The following is a 17,292-nucleotide window of genomic DNA, read 5'->3' as shown; positions in this document are numbered from 1 at the left end:
GCTCCCCGGGGCGGCCGTCCCGTCAGGACGGGCCGTCGAGGCCGGGCCGTCCCGGCCGGCCTGCCGACCCCGGACGCGACGACGCGACGGGCGGGCCGACCGGCGGCATGACAGGCGGCACGGCACGGCGGGGCAGGACCGGTGGATCCCCGGAAGGCGGATCCCCGGAAGGCGGAGGCAAGCAGGGCGGCGGCCGGGCGGACGGTGCGCGCGACGCCGCGGGCGAGCGCGACGACTCCCGCAACGGCCGCACCGGCGAGTCGTCCGGGAGGCGCCGGGCCGCGCCAGGCGGATCCGTCCCGCCCTCTCGCGCGCCGCGAAGTGGCGAGTCCGGCGTGCCCGGCGGCGGCCCGCGCCGCGCCGGCGCGCAGCATCCGGCCCCGGGTGAGGGGCGTCCGCGTGGCGCGGGACCCGGGCAGCCGCGGGCGGGTGCGCCGGAGAGCTCCGGCCGTCCGCGTGGCGGCGCGCCGGGTCACGGCGCTCGGGGAGCCGCGTCCGGTGCTCCCGGCCGCCCACGCGCCGCGGCCGCCGGCGATCCGCGTCCCGGCGCTTCGGGGAAGCCCGGTGCCTCCGGGAAATCCGGTGCTCCCGGAAAGCCCGGCACCTCCGGGAAGTCGAGTGCCTCCGGGAAGCCCGGTGCTCCTGGAAAGTCCGGTGCCCCCGGAAAGCCCGGCACCCCAGGGAAGTCCGGCGCTCCCGGCAGACCCGGTGTCACGGGAACGTCGGGGATGTCCGGAGACGGCGCTTCGGCGAAGGCGGGGGCCCCGGGCAGGACCGGCGCTCCGCGGCCGTCCGCGCCGGGAGCGCCCGGCGGGACAGGCGGGGCCGGAGCGGGCCGTCCCCGCCCCGGTGGCGCCCCGCCGCGCCCCCAGCGTCCGCAGGGACCCCAGCGCCCGCAGGGACCCCAGCGTTCTGCGGCGCCGCCACGTCCTCCGGGTCCGCCGCGCCCGCCCGCCGTGCTCCGGCTGGGCAACCCCGCCCGGCGGCTGAGGGCGGCGCTGGTGGTGATGGCGATCGTGCTGTCGCTGTTCGCCGGCCGGCTGGTCCAGCTCCAGGGCTTCGACTCCAAGGTCCTCCAGGCGAGGGCCGCCGAGCAGCGCGTGCGGCCCGAGACGCTGCCGGCGCGGCGCGGCTCGATCACCGACGCCGGGGGACACGACCTCGCGGTGACGGTCGAGGCCAGGGAGATATACGTCGACCCCAAGGACGTCGATCCGGACAAGCGCGACCTGGTCGCCACCACGCTGGCGCGTGAGCTGAACAAGCCCAAGGAGGAGATCGCCGCCGCGCTGGCCAAGACCACCCAGCGGTACATCCCGCTGGCCCGCGACATCGAGCCGCCGCGGGCCAAGCGGATCATGGGCTTCGAGCTCAAGGGTGTGGGAATGAAGGAGACCTACCGCCGCCTCTATCCCGGGGGTTCGCTCGCGGGCGGCCTGCTCGGCTTCGTCGGCGTCGACGGCAGGGGCCTGGAGGGCCTGGAGAGCGCCTACGACGACATCCTGGCGGGCAAGGACGGCAAGCAGAGCGTGGAGCTCGGCGCGAACCGGCAGCGCATCCCGATGACGCGCAGCCAGCGCGAGGCGCCGGTGCCCGGGCGGAATGTGCGCCTCACCCTCGACAGGGACATCCAGTGGGCCGCGGAGCAGGCGCTGGACCGGCAGGTCCGGGCGACGGGAGCGCGCAGCGGCAGCGTGATCGTCATGGACGTGCGGACCGGGCAGATCTACGCCATGGCGAACGCGCCCCAGGCCAACCTCAACGACTGGCAGTCGGCCCCGGCCGACGACCGCGCCAACCGCGCGGCGTCCGAGGTGTTCGAGCCGGGCAGCACCAACAAGGTGATCACGGCCGCGGCGGCGATGGAGGCGGGCGTCGTCACCCCCGACACCGTGCTCCGCGTGCCCGACCACATCCAGTGCGCCGACCAGCAACTCAAGGACGCCCACCCGCACAAGCCCGAGCCGCTGACGTTCACCGGGATCCTCGCCGAGTCGAGCAACGTCGGCACGATCATGGTATCCGACAAGATCTCCAGTCAGCAGCTTTACGACATGTTCCGGTCCTTCGGATTCGGCGCGCGCATCGGGTCGGGGATCCCCGGCGAGCAGGCGGGCCTGCTGCCGCAATGGCAGACATGGTCGGGCAGCCAGCGCTGTACGATCGCCTACGGCCAGGGCATCTCGGTCACCGCGCTGCAGATGGCCAGCGTCTACCAGACGATCGCCAACGGCGGAGTGCGGATGACCCCCTCGATCGTGGCGGGCACCACCGACGAGCACGGCGCGTTCGTCCCCAGCCCCGCGGCCAAGGCCACGAGGGTGATCAGCCAGACCACCGCCGACAAGATCGCGCTGATGCTGGAGGCCGTGGTGGGCCACGAGGGCACGGGAGAGGAGGCCTCGATCGAGGGCTACCGCGTCGCGGGCAAGACCGGCACCGCCATGCGGTACGACGAGAAGTGCGCGGGATACTGCGGGTACACCGCCACGTTCGTCGGCTTCACCCCCGCGGACCAGCCCCGGTTGATGGCCCTGGCAGTGATACAGGACCCGAAGAAGGACCACTACGGCGGCTCCGTCGCCGCCCCGGTGTTCAAGGACGTCATGACTTTCGCGTTGAAGAGCAGGAAGATCCCGCCGACCGGCACGAAGGCGCCCGCGATGGTCCTTCGCCCCTCGGAGTGACGGCGGAGTGACCGGAGCAGGAGTGGCCGGGGCGAGCGGCGGAGAGGGGTACGCTCTCGCCGTGCGTTCCCCGTCGTCCATGCGTCCCGAGGCCGTCCAGGCTCGCCCGCTGTCCGCGCTGGCGTCCCTGCTCGGCACCTCGTCGGCCGTCCCGTCCCCCGGAGCGCGGGCGGTACGCGGCACCGTCACCGGCATCACCCTCGACTCGCGCCGGGTGCGGCGCGGCGACCTGTACGTGGCCGCGCCCGGCAAGGCCCGGCACGGCGCGGAGTTCGCCGCCGACGCCCTGGCGTCGGGCGCGACGGCGATCCTGACCGACGCCGACGGCCGCGACCAGGCCGTCGCCACCGGGCTGCCGGTGCTCGTCGTGCCCGACCCGAGGGCGGTGCTCGGACAGGTCGCCGCCTGGGTGTACGGCAGGCCGGCGGCCGGCATCACGCTCATCGGCGTCACCGGCACCAGCGGCAAGTCCACCTCGACGTTCCTGCTGGAGGCGGGCCTGCGTGCGGCGGGCCGCCGTACCGGCCTGGTCGGCGGCGTGGAGATCCGCGCGGGCGACGCGCGGTTCACCCCCGAGCTCACCACTCCGGAGGCGACCGACCTGCAGGGGCTGTTCGCGCTGATGCGCGAGCGGGGCGTGAGCGCGGCGGCGATGGAGGTCTCCAGCCACGCCCTGGCGCTCGGCCGCGTGGACGGCCTGTTCTACGACGTGTCGATCTTCACCAACCTCTCGCAGGACCACCTGGACTTCCACCGCGACCTGGACGACTACTTCGCGGCCAAGGCCCGGCTGTTCACCCCCGAGTTCAGCCGGGTGGGCGTGGTGAACATCGACGACGCCCACGGACGGGAGCTGGCCGCCACGGCCAAGATCCCGATCACGACGTTCTCCGCCGCGGGGGCGCCGGAGGCCGACTGGCGCGCCGAGAACGTGCGCCTCGGCTCCGCCGGCAGCACGTTCCGCCTGGTCGGTCCCGGCGGGGTCGAGGCCGAGGTGTCGGTGGCCCTGCCCGGCCCGTTCAACGTGGACAACACGCTCGGCGCGCTGGTGGCGCTGGTGGAGGCCGGGGTCCCGCTGCAGGCCGCGGTGACCGGCGTGAGCGAGTTCGGCGGCGTGCCGGGCCGGATGGAGCGGGTGCCGGGCGCGGACGACGTCCAGGTGATCGTGGACTACGCGCACAAGCCGGGCGCGGTGGAGTCGGTCCTGCGCTCGCTGCGCGCCGTGCTGGACGACGGGCCGGGAGGCCGCCTGGTGATCGTGCTGGGCTGCGGCGGCGACCGCGACCGCGGCAAGCGCCCGATGATGGGCGAGGCCGCCGTCCGTCTCGCCGACCTGGCCGTGTTCACCAGCGACAATCCCCGTACGGAGGATCCGCTCGCGATCCTCGCCGCGATGCTGGAGGGCGCACTGCGGGTACCCATCAAGGAACGGGCCCACGTGGTCGTGGAGCCGGACCGGGCGGACGCCATCCGCCTGGCCGTCGGCGGTGCGGTGCCCGGAGATGTGGTAGTTGTGGCCGGCAAGGGACACGAGCAGGGGCAGTATGTCGGGGCCGAGGTCATTCCCTTCGACGACCGTGAGGTGGCCGCCGCCGCCGTCGCCGAGCGGAGCCGGGCGCGGCGGGCGGCGCGAGACGCCGATGCGTGAGCCGATGCCGGGCCGTGCCCCGGCGGCTGAGTTAGCGACGCGAAAGAGAGCAGGAAAGACACCATGATCCCGTTGCCGCTGGCCCGGGTCGCCGAGATCACGTCCGGAGCGCTGAACGGAGCGGCGGACCCCGCGGCCGTGGTCCGGGGGCCCGTCGTGATCGACTCACGGGCGGCCGGACCGGGCTCGCTGTTCGTGGCGATCAAGGGTGAACGGGCCGACGGGCACGACTTCGCCCGGCAGGCCCGCGACGCCGGCGCCGCCGCCGTGCTCGCCACCCGGCCCGTCGACGCGCCGGCCGTGATCGTGGGCGACCCGCTCGCGGCCCTGGCCTCGCTCGCCACCGCCGTGCTGTCGGAGCTGCCCGGCACGACCGTCGTCGGGGTGACCGGCTCAGCCGGCAAGACCACGACCAAGGACCTGCTGGCCGGTCTCGCCGCCCGGCTCGGCCCCACGGTCGCCCCCGTCGGCTCGTACAACAACGAGATCGGCCACCCGCTGACCGTGCTCAAGGCCGACGAGGCCACCCGGTTCCTGGTCCTGGAGCTGAGCGCGCGCAGCATCGGCCACATCGCCTACCTCGCGAGGATCGCCCCGCCCAGCATCGGCGTGGTGCTCAACGTCGGCACCGCGCACCTCGGGGAGTTCGGCGGCAAGGAGGCGATCGCGCAGGCCAAGGGCGAGCTCGTCGAGGCGCTGCCCGCCGGCGGAGTCGCGGTGCTCAACGCCGACGACCCGCTGGTGCGCGCGATGGCCGGCCGTACGAGCGCGCGGGTGACCTACTTCGGGCGCTCGCCGGAGGCGCATGTGCGGGCGGAGGACGAAACGCTCGACGCGACCGGCCGCGCCTCGTTCACGCTGCGCACGCCGTCCGGCGCCGCTCCGGTCCGGCTGCGCCTGTACGGCGCGCACACGGTGGAGAACGCCCTGGCCGCCGCGGCGGCCGCGCACGAGCTGGGGCTGCCGGTGAGCGACATCGCCGAGGAGCTGTCGGCGGCCGAGCCGCGCAGCCGCTGGCGGATGGAGGTCACCGAGCGGGCCGACGGCGTGACCGTGATCAACGACGCCTACAACGCCAACCCCGACTCCATGCGGGCCGCCTTCGGCAGCCTGGCGGTGATGGGAGAGGGGCGGCGGCGGTTCGCCGTGATCGCCGCGCTGCGCGAACTCGGCGAGGACGGCCCGGCGCTCAACGAGGATCTCGGGCGGCTGGCCGCGGGCGCGGGCCTGGAGGCGGTCGTCGTCGTGGGGGAGGACCCCGAGCCGGTGCTGCGGGGCGCGCCAGGCGCGATCCACGTGCCGGACGCCTCGGCGGCGGCGCGGGAGTTGTCGGACCGGCTCGCGCCGGGCGACGTGGTGCTGGTGAAGGGGCCGCGTGCGGCCGCGCTCGAGCGGGTCGCCGAGGCGATCCTCGGAGGTGACGCCCGGTGAGGAACATCCTCATCGCGGGGGCGATCTCGCTGATTCTCTCCATGGTCGGCACGCCGCTGGCCATCCGGCTGTTCGCCCGCAGGGGCTACGGCCAGAACATCCGGGAGGAGGGCCCGTCGGGACACTACGACAAGAAGGGCACTCCCACGATGGGCGGCACGGTGATCGTCATCGCGGCGCTGATCGGCTACTTCGCGGCCCACGGGGCGACCGTCTTCTCGGCCGTCAGCGACCCCCCGACGGCATCGGGACTGCTGGTGTTGTTCCTGATGACCGGCCTCGGCGCTGTCGGCTTCCTCGACGACTTCATCAAGATCTACAAGCAGCGGAGCCTGGGCCTGCGCAGCGGCGCCAAGGCGGGCGGGCAGCTCGTCATCGGGGCGATCTTCGCGGTGCTCGTCCTGCGCTTCCCCAACGCCTACGCGGTGACCCCCGCGGAGACGCGCGTGTCGTTCCTGCGGGACATCGGGCCGTCGATCGGCCTGATCGGGTTCATGATCTGGGTCGTGTTCTTCATCGTGGGCTTCTCGAACGCGGTGAACCTGACCGACGGCCTCGACGGCCTCGCCTCCGGCGCCACCTGCATGGTCCTCACGGCGTACGTGCTGATCGGCAACTGGCAGCTGCGCAACAGCTGTACGACGGTCGGCTTCGGCCCCAACTGCTACTGGGTGCGAGATCCGCTCGACCTGGCGGTGGTCGCGGCGGCGGTCCTCGGCGCCTGTCTGGGCTTCCTGTGGTGGAACGCCCCGCCCGCCAAGATCTTCATGGGTGACACCGGCTCGCTGGCCCTCGGCGGCGTGATCGCCGGCCTGGCCTTCACCACCCGGACCCAGCTCCTGCTCGTCATCCTGGGCGGCCTGTTCGCGATCATCACGATGTCGGTGATCATCCAGGTCGGGTCCTTCAAGCTGACCCGCAAACGCGTCTTCCGGATGGCGCCGCTGCAGCACCACTTCGAGCTGTCGGGCTGGGCCGAGACGACGATCGTGGTGCGCTTCTGGCTGATCGCGGCCCTGTGCGTCGCCGCCGGTCTCGGGCTGTTCTACCTCGAATGGATGCCGAAGTAGTGAACGTCGTCGTCGCCGGCCTCGGCGTGTCGGGCGCCGCCGCGGCGCGGGCCCTGGCGGCGCGCGGCGAGCGCGTGACCGTGCTGGAGTCCGCGGACGGCGAGCGGCAGCGCGCGACGGCCGCCGAGCTCGCCGAGCTGGGCGTGGAGGTGCGCTTCGGCGAGCCCGCCCTGCCCGCCGGGACCTCGCTCCTGGTCACCTCGCCGGGCTGGCGGCCCACCCACCCGCTGCTCGTCGCCGCCGCGGACGCGGGCGTCGAGGTCATCGGGGAGGTCGAGCTGGCCTGGCGGCTGCGGCAGGAGCCCGCCGCCCCCTGGCTGGCGCTGACCGGCACCAACGGCAAGACCACCGCCGTCCGCATGCTCACGTCCATGCTGTCGGCCGCCGGGCACAAGGCCGTGGCCGTGGGCAACGTCGGCGTCCCCATCGTGGAGGCCGTCGACGGGCCGTACGACGTGCTGGCCGTGGAGCTGTCGAGCTTCCAGCTCCACTGGTCCTCGACCCTCGCCCCGCGCGTGGCGGCCGTGCTCAACGTGGCGCCCGACCACATCGACTGGCACGGCTCCATGGAGGAGTACGCCGCGGCCAAGGCGCGCATCTTCGCGGGAGCGGGGACCGTGGTCTACAACGCCGACGACGCGTCCTCGTCCCGCCTGGCCGAGCCGTACGCCTCGCGGGTGGGCTTCACGCTCGCCGTGCCCCGGCCCGGGCAGCTGGGAGTCGTGGAGGACCTGCTGGTCGACCGGGCCTTCGTGGCCGACCCGGCGACCTCGGCGGAGGAGCTGGCCTGCCTCGCCGACGTGCGGCCGTTCGCGCCGCACAACGTCGCCAACGCGCTCGCCGCGGCCGCCTTGGCCCGCGCGTACGGCGTGCCGCCCGAGGCCGTGCGGCGCGGCCTGCGGGAGTTCACGCCCGACCCGCACCGGATCGCCCACGTGGCCCGGGTCGGCGAGGTCGACTACGTGGACGACTCCAAGGCCACCAACCCGCACGCGGCCGCCGCGTCCCTCGCCGCCTACGAGTCGATCGTGTGGATCGCGGGCGGCCAGCTCAAGGGCGCCGAGATCGACGACCTCGTACGGCAGGCCGCGCCCCGGCTTCGCGGGGCGGTGCTGCTGGGGACCGATCGGGATGTGATCCGCCGCGCATTGGCGCGACACGCCGCGAATGTCCCCGTGGTGGACGTGCCGGGGCAAGACACTGGGGTCATGGACCGTGTCGTCGCCGAAGCCGCCCGGCTCGCCACCCCGGGTGACACCGTGCTGCTCGCCCCCGCCGGAGCGTCGCTGGACATGTTCGCCAGTTACGGAGCGCGTGGGGAGGCCTTCGCCCGAGCCGTGCGGCGGCTGGCGGCCCGGTGACGGGCCCCGTGACCGGCCCCGTGACCGGCTCGGCGACCGCCGGCGCCGCGACCGCGCGGAAGGCGGAGCGTCAGGGGCCCGAGCCCGTCGGCTGGGCCGCCGCCCAGCTCGCCGCGCTGCGCGAGCTGCTCGGCCGCCCGCTGACCTCCTATCACCTGGTGCTCGGCTGCAGCGCGCTGCTGCTGGCGCTCGGGCTGATGATGGTGCTGTCGGCGTCGAGCATCGAGGCGCTGCAGCGGACCGGCGACCCGTTCTACTGGTTCCTCAAGCAGGTCACGTCGGTCGCGATCGGGCTTCCGCTGATGTGGGTCTGCTCCCGGTTGCCGCAGCGGTTCTTCCGCCTGGCCGGCTATCCGCTGATGGGCCTGTCGATCCTCGGCCTGCTGATGGTCATCTTCCTCGGCCAGGAACTGCTGGGCGCCCAGCGGTGGATCGTCGTCGGCCCGTTCTCGGTCCAGCCGTCGGAGCCGGCGAAGCTGGCCCTGGTGCTGTGGGGTGCCGACCTGCTCGCGACGCGGGCGCGCGTCGGCCGCATCGAGTGGCGCCAGCTGCTGATCCCGCTGATGCCGGGCGTGGCCCTGCTGGCCGTCCTGGTCATGCTCGGGCGCGACCTCGGCACGACGCTGGTGCTCATGATGATCTTCCTGGCGCTGCTGTGGGTGGTCGGCGCGCCGGTGCGGCTGTTCGGCGGGATCCTCGCACTGCTCGTGCTCGCGACCGCCACTATGATCGTCGTCGAGCCGTACCGGCTCGGCCGCCTCACCGGCTTCATGCACGTGTGGGAGACCGCGCAGAAGGAGGGGTTCCAGTCCGCTCAGGGACTGATGGCCATCGGTTCGGGCGGCTGGTTCGGCCTCGGGCTCGGCGCGGGCCGGCAGAAGTGGAACTATGTTCCACACGCGGAGAGCGACTTCATCTTCTCCATTCTGGGCGAGGAGCTCGGGCTGATGGGGACGCTCGTGGTGGTCGCGCTGTTCGGCCTGCTCGGGTACGCCGGGCTGCGGATCGCCATCCGGACGAAGGACCCCTTCATCCGGCTGTCGGCCGCCGCGGTCACCGCCTGGATCGCCGGGCAGGCCGTCGTCAACATCGGCGCGGTCATCGGGGTCTTCCCGGTCACCGGCATCCCGCTGCCCCTGGTGTCGTACGGCGGATCGGCGCTGCTCCCGACGCTAGCCGCGCTCGGCATGCTGGTGTCGTTCGCCAAACAGGAGCCCGGAGCGCCCGAGGCGCTGGCCGCCCGTGGCCCGGGACCGGCCGCGCGGGCTCTAAGCTGGCTTGGCCTGAGCGGCCGCGCCGGGCGGCGGCCCGCGACCTCGCGGACGCCGGCCCGTCAGCAGTCGGCACGGCCGCGGGCGGCACGAAGAGGAACGACAGGGAGCGGACGCGGGAACATTCGCGAGAACATCCGGGAAGACGTCCGCGAGAACATCCGCGAAGACATCCGCGAAAGCAGGGAGTGACATGAGGGTGGTCCTCGCCGGCGGCGGGACGGCCGGCCATATCGAGCCGGCGCTCGCGCTGGCCGACGCGCTTCGCCGGCTCGACCCGAGGATCGGCATCACCTGCCTCGGCACCGAGCGCGGCCTGGAGACCCGCCTGGTGCCCGCCCGGGGTTACGAGCTCGAACTCGTGCCCGCCGTGCCGCTGCCCCGCTCGCTCAGTCCCCAGCTCCTCACCGTGCCCGGCCGCCTCGCCGGGTCCATCGGCAGCGCCGCGGGCATCCTCGACAAGGTCGGCGCGGACGTCCTGGTCGGCTTCGGCGGATACGTCGCCACGCCCGGCTACCTTGGCGCCCGGCGGCGCGGCGTGCCGATCGTGGTCCACGAGGCCAACCCCCGGCCCGGCCTGGCCAACCGGCTCGGCGCCCGCCTCACCGAGCACGTCTTCACCGGCCACCCGGACGCCGTGCTCCAGAACGCCGAGTACATCGGCATCCCGCTGCGCCGCGAGATCAGCACGATGGACCGCCTGTCGATGGGAGACAAGGCGCGGTCGTACTTCGGGCTGGAGTCCGACCGGGTGACGCTGCTCGTGTTCGGCGGCTCCCAGGGCGCGCGCTCGATCAACCAGGCGGCGCTGGAGGCCGCGCCCTACCTGCGGGCGGCGGGCGTCCAGGTGCTGCACGTGATCGGGCCCAAGAACACCGTCGAGGCGGAGCTTCCGCCGGGCGACCCGCAGTACGTCGTCCTGCCGTACGTCGACCGGATGGACCTCGCCTACGCCGCCGCCGACCTCGTGCTGTCCCGCGCGGGCGCCATGACCTGCGCCGAGCTCACCGCCGTGGGGCTGCCCGCGGCGTTCGTGCCGCTGCCGCACGGCAACGGCGAGCAGCGCCTCAACGCCGAGCCCATCGTGCGGGCCGGGGGCGGCCTGATGGTCGACGACGCGAACCTGTCGGCCGCCTGGATCGTCCAGACGCTGCTGCCGATCCTGAACGACCCCGAGCGCGTGGTCGCGATGTCCGAGGCCGCATCGCGGATGGGCCGCAAGGACGCCGACATGACGCTCGCCCGCAAGGTGCTGGAGATCGCCCACCGATGAGTCTCGTCAAGCTCGTGGATCCCGTCCCGGCGGCCGACCTGGGGCGGGTGCACTTCATCGGCATCGGCGGCGCCGGGATGTCCGGCATCGCCCGGATCCTGCTCAAGCGCGGCGTGCCGGTGTCGGGCAGCGACGCGCGGCCGTCCGAACTGCTGGCCGAGCTGCGCGAGCTGGGCGCCGTCATCCACGTCGGCCACGCCGCGTCCCACGTCAAGGACGTGGACACGGTCGTGGTGTCCACCGCCATCCGCGACTCCAACCCCGAGCTGGGGGAGGCGTTGCGGCAGAACCTGCGGGTGATCCCGCGGGCCGCCGCGCTGGCCTCGGTCATGACCGGCCGCAACGGCATCGCCGTCGCCGGCACGCACGGCAAGACCACGACCACCTCGATGCTGACCGTGGCGTTGCAGAAGTGCGGCGAGGACCCGTCGTACTGCGTCGGCGGGCAGCTCGTGACGACCGGGCTCGGCGCCGACGACGGCGCGGGCGAGGTGTTCGTCGCGGAGGCCGACGAGAGCGACGGCTCGTTCCTCATGCTCGCGCCGCGCATCGCCGTGGTGACCAACGTCGAGGCCGACCACCTCGACAACTACGGCGACCCCCAGGCCGTCCACGACAGCTTCGCCCGGTTCGTCGAGCGGATCGGGTCGCTGCTCGTGGTGTGCGCCGACGACCCGGGCGCCGCCGCCCTCGTGCCCATCGCGCGCGAGCGCGGCCTCACCGTCGTCACGTACGGCGAGAGCGCCGGCGCCGACCTGCGCACGACCGACGTGGTGCCGCGCGGCCTCGGCGTGGAGTTCGGCGTGGACCTCGGCCCCGCCGTGCCCGGGGGAGCGGGACACGGCGAGGTGCGCCTCGCCGTGCCGGGCCGGCACAACGCGCTCAACGCCACCGCGGTGATCGCGGTGGCGCTCCACCTCGGCCTCCGCTTCGACGACGTCAAGGGAGGCCTGGCCGCCTTCACCGGGGCCAAGCGGCGGTTCGAGTCCAAGGGCGAGGCCGCGGGCGTGACGGTCTTCGACAGCTACGCCCACCACCCGACCGAGCTGACCGCCGACCTGCGTGCCGCCCGTGACGTCGTGACCGGCGACGGCCGGGTCATCGCGGTCTTCCAGCCGCATCTCTACTCGCGCACCCGGTTCTTCGCCGACGAGTTCGGCGCGGCGCTCGGCCTCGCCGACGAAGTGGTCGTGCTGGACGTGTACGGCGCGCGCGAGGACCCCGAGCCGGGGGTCTCCGGCGCGCTGGTCGCGGGGAAGATCCCGCTTCCCGTCGAGCGGGTCGTCTACGCGCCCGACCGGCAGGCCGTGCCGGCGCTCGTCGCCGACCGGGCCCGCCCCGGGGACATCGTGCTGACCATGGGCGCGGGAGACGTGACGGAGCTCGGCCCGAAGATCGTCGCGGAGCTGTCCGCCCGGTGACGCGGGCCGTCGTCCGGGCCGCGATCCGGAGCGTGGGGAACCGGTGAGGCGCGCCGTCCGCCGTTCGGCCCTCGCCACCCTGCTGACCGGCGGGGTGGTGGGCGTCGCCACGTGGGTCGTGTTCTTCTCGCCCGTCCTCGGCGTGCGGGAGGTCGAGATCACCGGCAACAACCGGATCCCCGCCGAGCAGTTGCGGCAGGCCGCGGGGGTGCGCACCGGCACGCCGCTCGCCACTGTCGACCTCGCCGGGGTCGAAGGGCGGCTGCGGGCGATGCGCGCGGTCGAGTCGGTCACCGCCGACCGCGGCTGGCCGGGAACGCTGCGCATCAGCGTGGTCGAGCGCGTCCCCGCCGCCGCCGTGCCCCTGGGGGTGACGACGGCGGTGATCGACCGCTACGGCGTCGTCCTGCAGGAGGTGACCGTGGCTCCGCCCCGGCTGCCGGTGCTGCGCGTGCAGCGGGCCGCTGTGGACGACTCCGCCACCAGGGCCGGGCTCACCGTGCTGCGGGCGCTGCCGGACACCGTCCTGCAGCGCTTGCAGGAGCTGCGCGTCCCCTCGCCCAGGTCGATCACGCTCAAACTCACCGACGGCCGTACGGTCGTATGGGGAGACGCGGGGCGCTCGGCGCAGAAGGGACGAGTCCTGCTCGCCGCCCTCGCCAAGCCGGGAACCAGCTACGATGTCAGCTCGCCGCAGGTGGTGACGGTCAGGTGAGATTTCTCACGGACCGTGGGCGCGTGATCCGGGACCGCCTGTCAGCACGGCGGCATGCGAATAGGACAGTGCGCGACACGCCGGACGGCCTTGCGGCGCGGTTAGTTGACCCTGGGGGACGCACAACCCTACTGTCCGTATCAATCTTCAGGTTGACATAACTCTAAATCTCAACTTGAGGGTGAGAGTTCAGAAGACGGCGGGCCCTGCCCGCAGGAAACGCAAACGAGCGGAAAGGCCCCTCGTCGTGGCAGCACCGCAGAACTACCTCGCGGTCATCAAGGTCGTCGGCATCGGCGGCGGCGGAGTGAACGCCGTGAACCGGATGATCGAGGAGGGACTCAAGGGCGTCGAGTTCATCGCCATAAACACTGACGCCCAGGCGCTGCTGATGAGTGACGCCGACGTCAAGCTCGACGTGGGGCGCGAGCTCACCCGAGGCCTCGGCGCGGGCGCCAACCCGGAGGTGGGCCGCAGGGCCGCCGAGGACCACCGGGAGGAGATCGAAGAGGTCATCAAGGGCGCCGACATGGTCTTCGTGACCGCGGGCGAGGGCGGCGGCACCGGGACCGGCGGCGCGCCGGTCGTGGCCGGCATCGCCCGCTCGCTCGGCGCGCTGACGATAGGAGTGGTCACCCGGCCCTTCAGCTTCGAGGGCAAGCGCCGGGCCATGCAGGCCGAGGCCGGCATCGAGACCCTCCGCGAGGAGGTCGACACGCTGATCGTCATTCCGAACGACCGGCTGCTGTCGATCTCCGACCGCCAGGTGAGCGTGCTCGACGCGTTCAAGGCCGCCGACCAGGTGCTGCTGTCCGGTGTGCAGGGCATCACCGACCTCATCACCACACCCGGTCTGATCAACCTGGACTTCGCCGACGTGAAGTCCGTCATGTCCGGCGCGGGCTCGGCCCTCATGGGCATCGGCCACGCCAGGGGCGACGACCGGTCGGTCGCCGCCGCCGAGATGGCGGTCTCCAGCCCGCTGCTGGAGGCGAGCATCGACGGCGCCCACGGCGTGCTGCTGTCCATCGCGGGCGGCTCCGACCTGGGCCTGTTCGAGATCAACGAGGCGGCCCAGCTCGTCAGCAACGCCGCCGCGCCCGACGCCAACATCATCTTCGGCACGGTCATCGACGACGCGCTCGGCGACGAGGTGCGGGTGACGGTCATCGCGGCAGGGTTCGACGAGCCCGAGCCGGTCAAGCCGGCGGCCGCGCCGCTGTCGCGGCCCCAGCAGGCCCGTCCGGCGCCGGCCGCGCCCGCGGCCCGTCCCGCGCCCGCCCCGGCCAAGCCCGAGCCGCGTCCGGAGCCCGCGCAGCCGGTGCGTCCGGCGAGCGGCGTGGCGCAGCCCGCGACTCCGCCGGCGACCCAGTTCCCGGTGAACGCGTTCACGGCCAACCCCGTGCCGCCGCCGGCCCAGCCCGTGAGTCAGCCGGTCCAGCAGGCGACGTCGCAGGCCGCGTCCGCGCCGGAGGCCCAGCAGGCCGAGGCGGTCACGTCGTTCCCGCGTGACACGGCGGCGGACGGCGGGCGCGACCAGGGCGCCACCGGGCCGCTGCCGATCCCGCGCCCGGCTCCCGAGCCGCCGACCCCGATCACCTCCAGGGCCGTTCAGCCGGGTCCCCGGCGTCCGGTGGTGTTCGAGGAGCAGGAAGAGGAGCTCGACGTGCCGGACTTCCTCAAGTGACGCTGGGCATCCGTACGGCCGGGGGAACGGTCCGTGGGTGACCGGCGCGAGGAGCTGGCCGCGGCGCTGGCCGAGGTGGAGCGGCGCGTCGGCGACGCCTGCCGGGACGCGGGCCGGTCGCGGTCGGAGATCACTCTGATCGCGGTGACGAAGACCTATCCGGCCTCCGACGTGCGGCTGCTCGCGGAGCTGGGCGTGTCGCACGTCGGCGAGAACCGCGACCAGGAGGCGGCGGCCAAGGCGGCCGAGTGCGCCGGTCTCGGCCTCACCTGGCACTTCATCGGCCAGTTACAGACGAACAAGGTCCGCTCGGTCGCCTCCTACGCCCACATGGTCCACTCGGTGGACCGTCCCCGTCTGGTGGACGTGCTCAGCCGCGAGGCCGTACGCGTGGGGCGTGAGGTGGACTGCCTCATCCAGGTCGCCCTCGACGCCGCGCCGGGCGAGGGCGAGGGCGAGGCCGGGCGGGGCGGCGCCGCGCCGCAGGAGGTGCCGGCGCTCGCGGGGCTCGTCGCGAAGGCGGAGGGGCTGCGCCTGCGGGGGGTCATGGCGGTCGCCCCGCAGGGGGAGGATCCGGCGGCCGCGTTCGCCCGCCTGCGGACCGTCGCCGAGCGGGTCCGCGAGGAACACCCCGCGGCCGATGTGATATCGGCCGGGATGAGCGGAGATATCCCCCAGGCTGTGGCGAACGGCGCGACACACCTGCGAGTCGGTACGGCGTTGCTCGGCCGCAGAAAGCCCTTCGTCAGGTAATGTCCCCCAAGTGGACCGTGGTGTCCGCGCACAGGTAGAGGTCGATCAGCGGTGAGCTCCAAGGGGGGTACGGCTACCGCCCTGGCCTTCCGAAGGGACCTTGAAGGCACCAGTAAAGCGGAGGACGACGAGCGATGGCCGGCGCGATGCGCAAGATGGCGGTCTACCTCGGTCTCGTGGAGGACGACCGCTACGAAGACAGGTATGCGGCAGAATACGGCACCGACGAGGAGTACGGCGACGAGGAGTACGAGTCGCCGCGGCGCGGCTTCGCCGGCCCCTCGGGCACGCATGCCGGGCCCCTTGAGCGCGAGGACGACACCGAGGCCGCCGTCCCCGCTCCGCGTCCCCCCACAACCGTGCTGGAGCGCCGCACCACCGATCTGGCGCGTATCACCACCCTGCATCCCCGCACGTACAACGAGGCGCGGACGATCGGCGAGCACTTCCGCGAGGGCACGCCCGTCATCATGAATCTGACAGAGATGGTCGACAGCGACGCCAAGCGCCTTGTCGATTTCGCGGCAGGTCTCGTCTTTGGCCTACACGGCAGCATCGAACGTGTTACCAACAAGGTGTTCCTGTTGTCCCCCGCCAACGTTGAGGTGACCGCCGAGGACAAGGCCAGAATCGCGGAACGCGGCTTCTTCAACCAGAGCTAGAGTTCCATACATGAACAGTGACCGGCTGAGCGGTGCCCGTGCGGCCCGAGGGCGGCTGGACCGAGGGGAGGCGGGGCTCGACCGTGGGGATCATTAGTGAGATCTTGGTCATCGCCCTGACCCTCTTCCTGGTTCTGCTGATCGGCAGAATGATCATAGATACGGTGCAGGCGTTCGCCCGCGCCTGGCGGCCCACCGGGGTCGTCCTGGTGCTGGCGGAGGTTGTTTACACAGTGACCGACCCGCCTCTCAAGTTCCTCCGCCGTTTCATTCCGCCCCTCAGGTTGGGTACGGTGGCCTTTGACCTGAGCTTCACAGTGCTGTTCATTGTGGTTTTGGTCTTGATCCAAGTCGTGAACGCGCTTCGTTGATCGGGTACCGTCCGACCGGACAGACTCCAAGCGCGCCAAGGAGACCCAAATGCCGTTGACGCCCGCTGATGTGCGGAACAAGCAGTTCAGTACCACCCGGCTGAGGCCGGGGTACGACGAGGAGGAGGTCGACGCGTTCCTCGACGAGGTCGAGGCCGAACTGGACCGCCTCATCCAGGAGAACGAGGAACTCCGCGCGAAGCTGGCCGAGTGCCTCAGGGGCAAGGTTCCCGGGGGCATGGGCATGCCCGGCTCCATGCAGATGGCGCCCGCTCCCGTGGCAGAGCCTAAGCCCGAGATGATGGCCCCCCAGCCGGAGCCGATCAAACCTCCGGAGCCGGCCCGCCCCGAGCCGGTGCCCGTCGGCATGGGTCTGCCGCCCGCCGAGGACAACATGGACACCGCGGCCCGCGTGCTCGCCCTCGCCCAGCAGACGGCCGACCAGGCGATCGCCGACGCCCGTCGCGAGGCGGACGAGACCGTGACCCGCGCCCGGCGTGAGGCCGACGACATCCTCGGCAAGGCCCGCCGCCAGGCCGAGCAGATCATCGGCGACGCTCGCGCGCGCGCGGAGACGCTGGAGCGCGACGCCCAGGAGCGGCACCGCCAGGCCATGGGCACCCTCGTGCAGACCCGTGACGAGCTGGAGCGCAAGGTCGAAGAGCTGCGCAGCTTCGAGCGCGAGTACCGCAGCCGTCTCAAGCTGTACCTGGAGAACCAGCTCGCCGAGCTGAACGTCGCGGGTGAGGGCAGTGGAGGGTTCCCGATCGTGGGCGCCGCCCCGGCCATGGCCCACGCCGTCGCACCCGGCCCCCAGCAGATGGGCGCCGCCCCCAACCCGTTCGGTCAGGAGCCCTCGCAGCACTCCGGCGCCTTCCCCGGACCCGACGGCCCCCACAACGACCGCCGGTAAGAAGTGGCGGGTCCTCACAGGGACCCGAT

General features: G+C 73.0%; 14 protein-coding genes. All 14 read left to right on the top strand.

Translation table 11 applies throughout. The annotated features are described in order from the left end of the window. Nucleotides 1-956: 956 nt before the first annotated feature. The 14 genes from ACGFIB_RS01585 (at nucleotide 957) to ACGFIB_RS01520 (ending at nucleotide 17,263) form a co-directional block, all read left to right on the top strand. The gene (locus tag ACGFIB_RS01585) at nucleotides 957-2,687 is read left to right on the top strand and encodes a peptidoglycan D,D-transpeptidase FtsI family protein (protein WP_229689642.1); all 1,731 of its coding nucleotides are present in this window, start codon (nucleotides 957-959) and stop codon (nucleotides 2,685-2,687) included. Between the two features lie 79 nt (nucleotides 2,688-2,766). Continuing rightward, nucleotides 2,767-4,335, top strand: a complete 1,569-nt coding sequence (locus ACGFIB_RS01580; RefSeq protein WP_142568954.1) for a UDP-N-acetylmuramoyl-L-alanyl-D-glutamate--2,6-diaminopimelate ligase — start codon at nucleotides 2,767-2,769, stop codon at nucleotides 4,333-4,335. 63 nt (nucleotides 4,336-4,398) lie between these two features. After that, nucleotides 4,399-5,766: a UDP-N-acetylmuramoyl-tripeptide--D-alanyl-D-alanine ligase gene (locus ACGFIB_RS01575; protein ID WP_393367780.1), complete on the top strand. Its 1,368-nt coding sequence runs from the start codon at nucleotides 4,399-4,401 to the stop codon at nucleotides 5,764-5,766. Continuing rightward, entirely contained in the window at nucleotides 5,763-6,836 is a 1,074-nt protein-coding gene (gene mraY, locus ACGFIB_RS01570) for a phospho-N-acetylmuramoyl-pentapeptide-transferase (protein ID WP_142568607.1), read from the top strand. The genes ACGFIB_RS01575 and mraY overlap by 4 nt, the downstream gene beginning before the upstream one ends. After that, complete coding sequence (gene murD, locus ACGFIB_RS01565; RefSeq protein ID WP_357240150.1) at nucleotides 6,821-8,197, top strand: UDP-N-acetylmuramoyl-L-alanine--D-glutamate ligase; 1,377 nt, start codon at nucleotides 6,821-6,823, stop codon at nucleotides 8,195-8,197. The genes mraY and murD overlap by 16 nt, the downstream gene beginning before the upstream one ends. Before the next feature lie 8 nt (nucleotides 8,198-8,205). Beyond that, the gene (gene ftsW / locus ACGFIB_RS01560) at nucleotides 8,206-9,660 is read left to right on the top strand and encodes a putative lipid II flippase FtsW (protein ID WP_393367777.1); all 1,455 of its coding nucleotides are present in this window, start codon (nucleotides 8,206-8,208) and stop codon (nucleotides 9,658-9,660) included. A 1-nt stretch (nucleotide 9,661) separates the two neighbouring features. Beyond that, nucleotides 9,662-10,741 carry an undecaprenyldiphospho-muramoylpentapeptide beta-N-acetylglucosaminyltransferase gene (gene murG / locus ACGFIB_RS01555; RefSeq protein WP_142568613.1) on the top strand — a complete coding sequence of 360 codons (1,080 nt, stop codon included), beginning with the start codon at nucleotides 9,662-9,664 and terminating at the stop codon, nucleotides 10,739-10,741. Beyond that, nucleotides 10,738-12,162, top strand: coding sequence for a UDP-N-acetylmuramate--L-alanine ligase (gene murC / locus ACGFIB_RS01550; RefSeq protein ID WP_357257986.1), 1,425 nt, complete (start codon nucleotides 10,738-10,740; stop codon nucleotides 12,160-12,162). Before murG ends, murC begins: the two co-directional genes overlap by 4 nt. Nucleotides 12,163-12,205: 43 nt before the next feature. Next, on the top strand, nucleotides 12,206-12,877 hold the full coding sequence (locus tag ACGFIB_RS01545; protein ID WP_142568617.1) for a cell division protein FtsQ/DivIB: 672 nt from the start codon (nucleotides 12,206-12,208) through the stop codon (nucleotides 12,875-12,877). Nucleotides 12,878-13,124: 247 nt separating this feature from the next. Beyond that, nucleotides 13,125-14,564 (top strand): cell division protein FtsZ, encoded by a 1,440-nt coding sequence (gene ftsZ / locus ACGFIB_RS01540; RefSeq protein ID WP_393367773.1) that lies wholly within the window; start codon nucleotides 13,125-13,127, stop codon nucleotides 14,562-14,564. Between the two features lie 33 nt (nucleotides 14,565-14,597). After that, nucleotides 14,598-15,317, top strand: coding sequence for a YggS family pyridoxal phosphate-dependent enzyme (locus ACGFIB_RS01535; RefSeq protein ID WP_393367771.1), 720 nt, complete (start codon nucleotides 14,598-14,600; stop codon nucleotides 15,315-15,317). A 134-nt stretch (nucleotides 15,318-15,451) separates the two neighbouring features. After that, nucleotides 15,452-15,979, top strand: a complete 528-nt coding sequence (locus tag ACGFIB_RS01530; protein ID WP_142568623.1) for a cell division protein SepF — start codon at nucleotides 15,452-15,454, stop codon at nucleotides 15,977-15,979. 104 nt (nucleotides 15,980-16,083) lie between these two features. After that, on the top strand, nucleotides 16,084-16,350 hold the full coding sequence (locus ACGFIB_RS01525; RefSeq protein WP_205829672.1) for a YggT family protein: 267 nt from the start codon (nucleotides 16,084-16,086) through the stop codon (nucleotides 16,348-16,350). A gap of 49 nt (nucleotides 16,351-16,399) precedes the next feature. Beyond that, nucleotides 16,400-17,263 (top strand): DivIVA domain-containing protein, encoded by an 864-nt coding sequence (locus ACGFIB_RS01520; RefSeq protein ID WP_142568625.1) that lies wholly within the window; start codon nucleotides 16,400-16,402, stop codon nucleotides 17,261-17,263. The last annotated feature ends 29 nt before the right edge of the window (nucleotides 17,264-17,292 follow it).

It is taken from the genome of Microbispora bryophytorum (genome assembly GCF_043197435.1).
GTDB lineage: Bacteria > Actinomycetota > Actinomycetes > Streptosporangiales > Streptosporangiaceae > Microbispora > Microbispora bryophytorum.
Note: the sequence above shows the minus strand (reverse complement) of the source record. Positions and strands in the feature narration are given on the sequence as shown.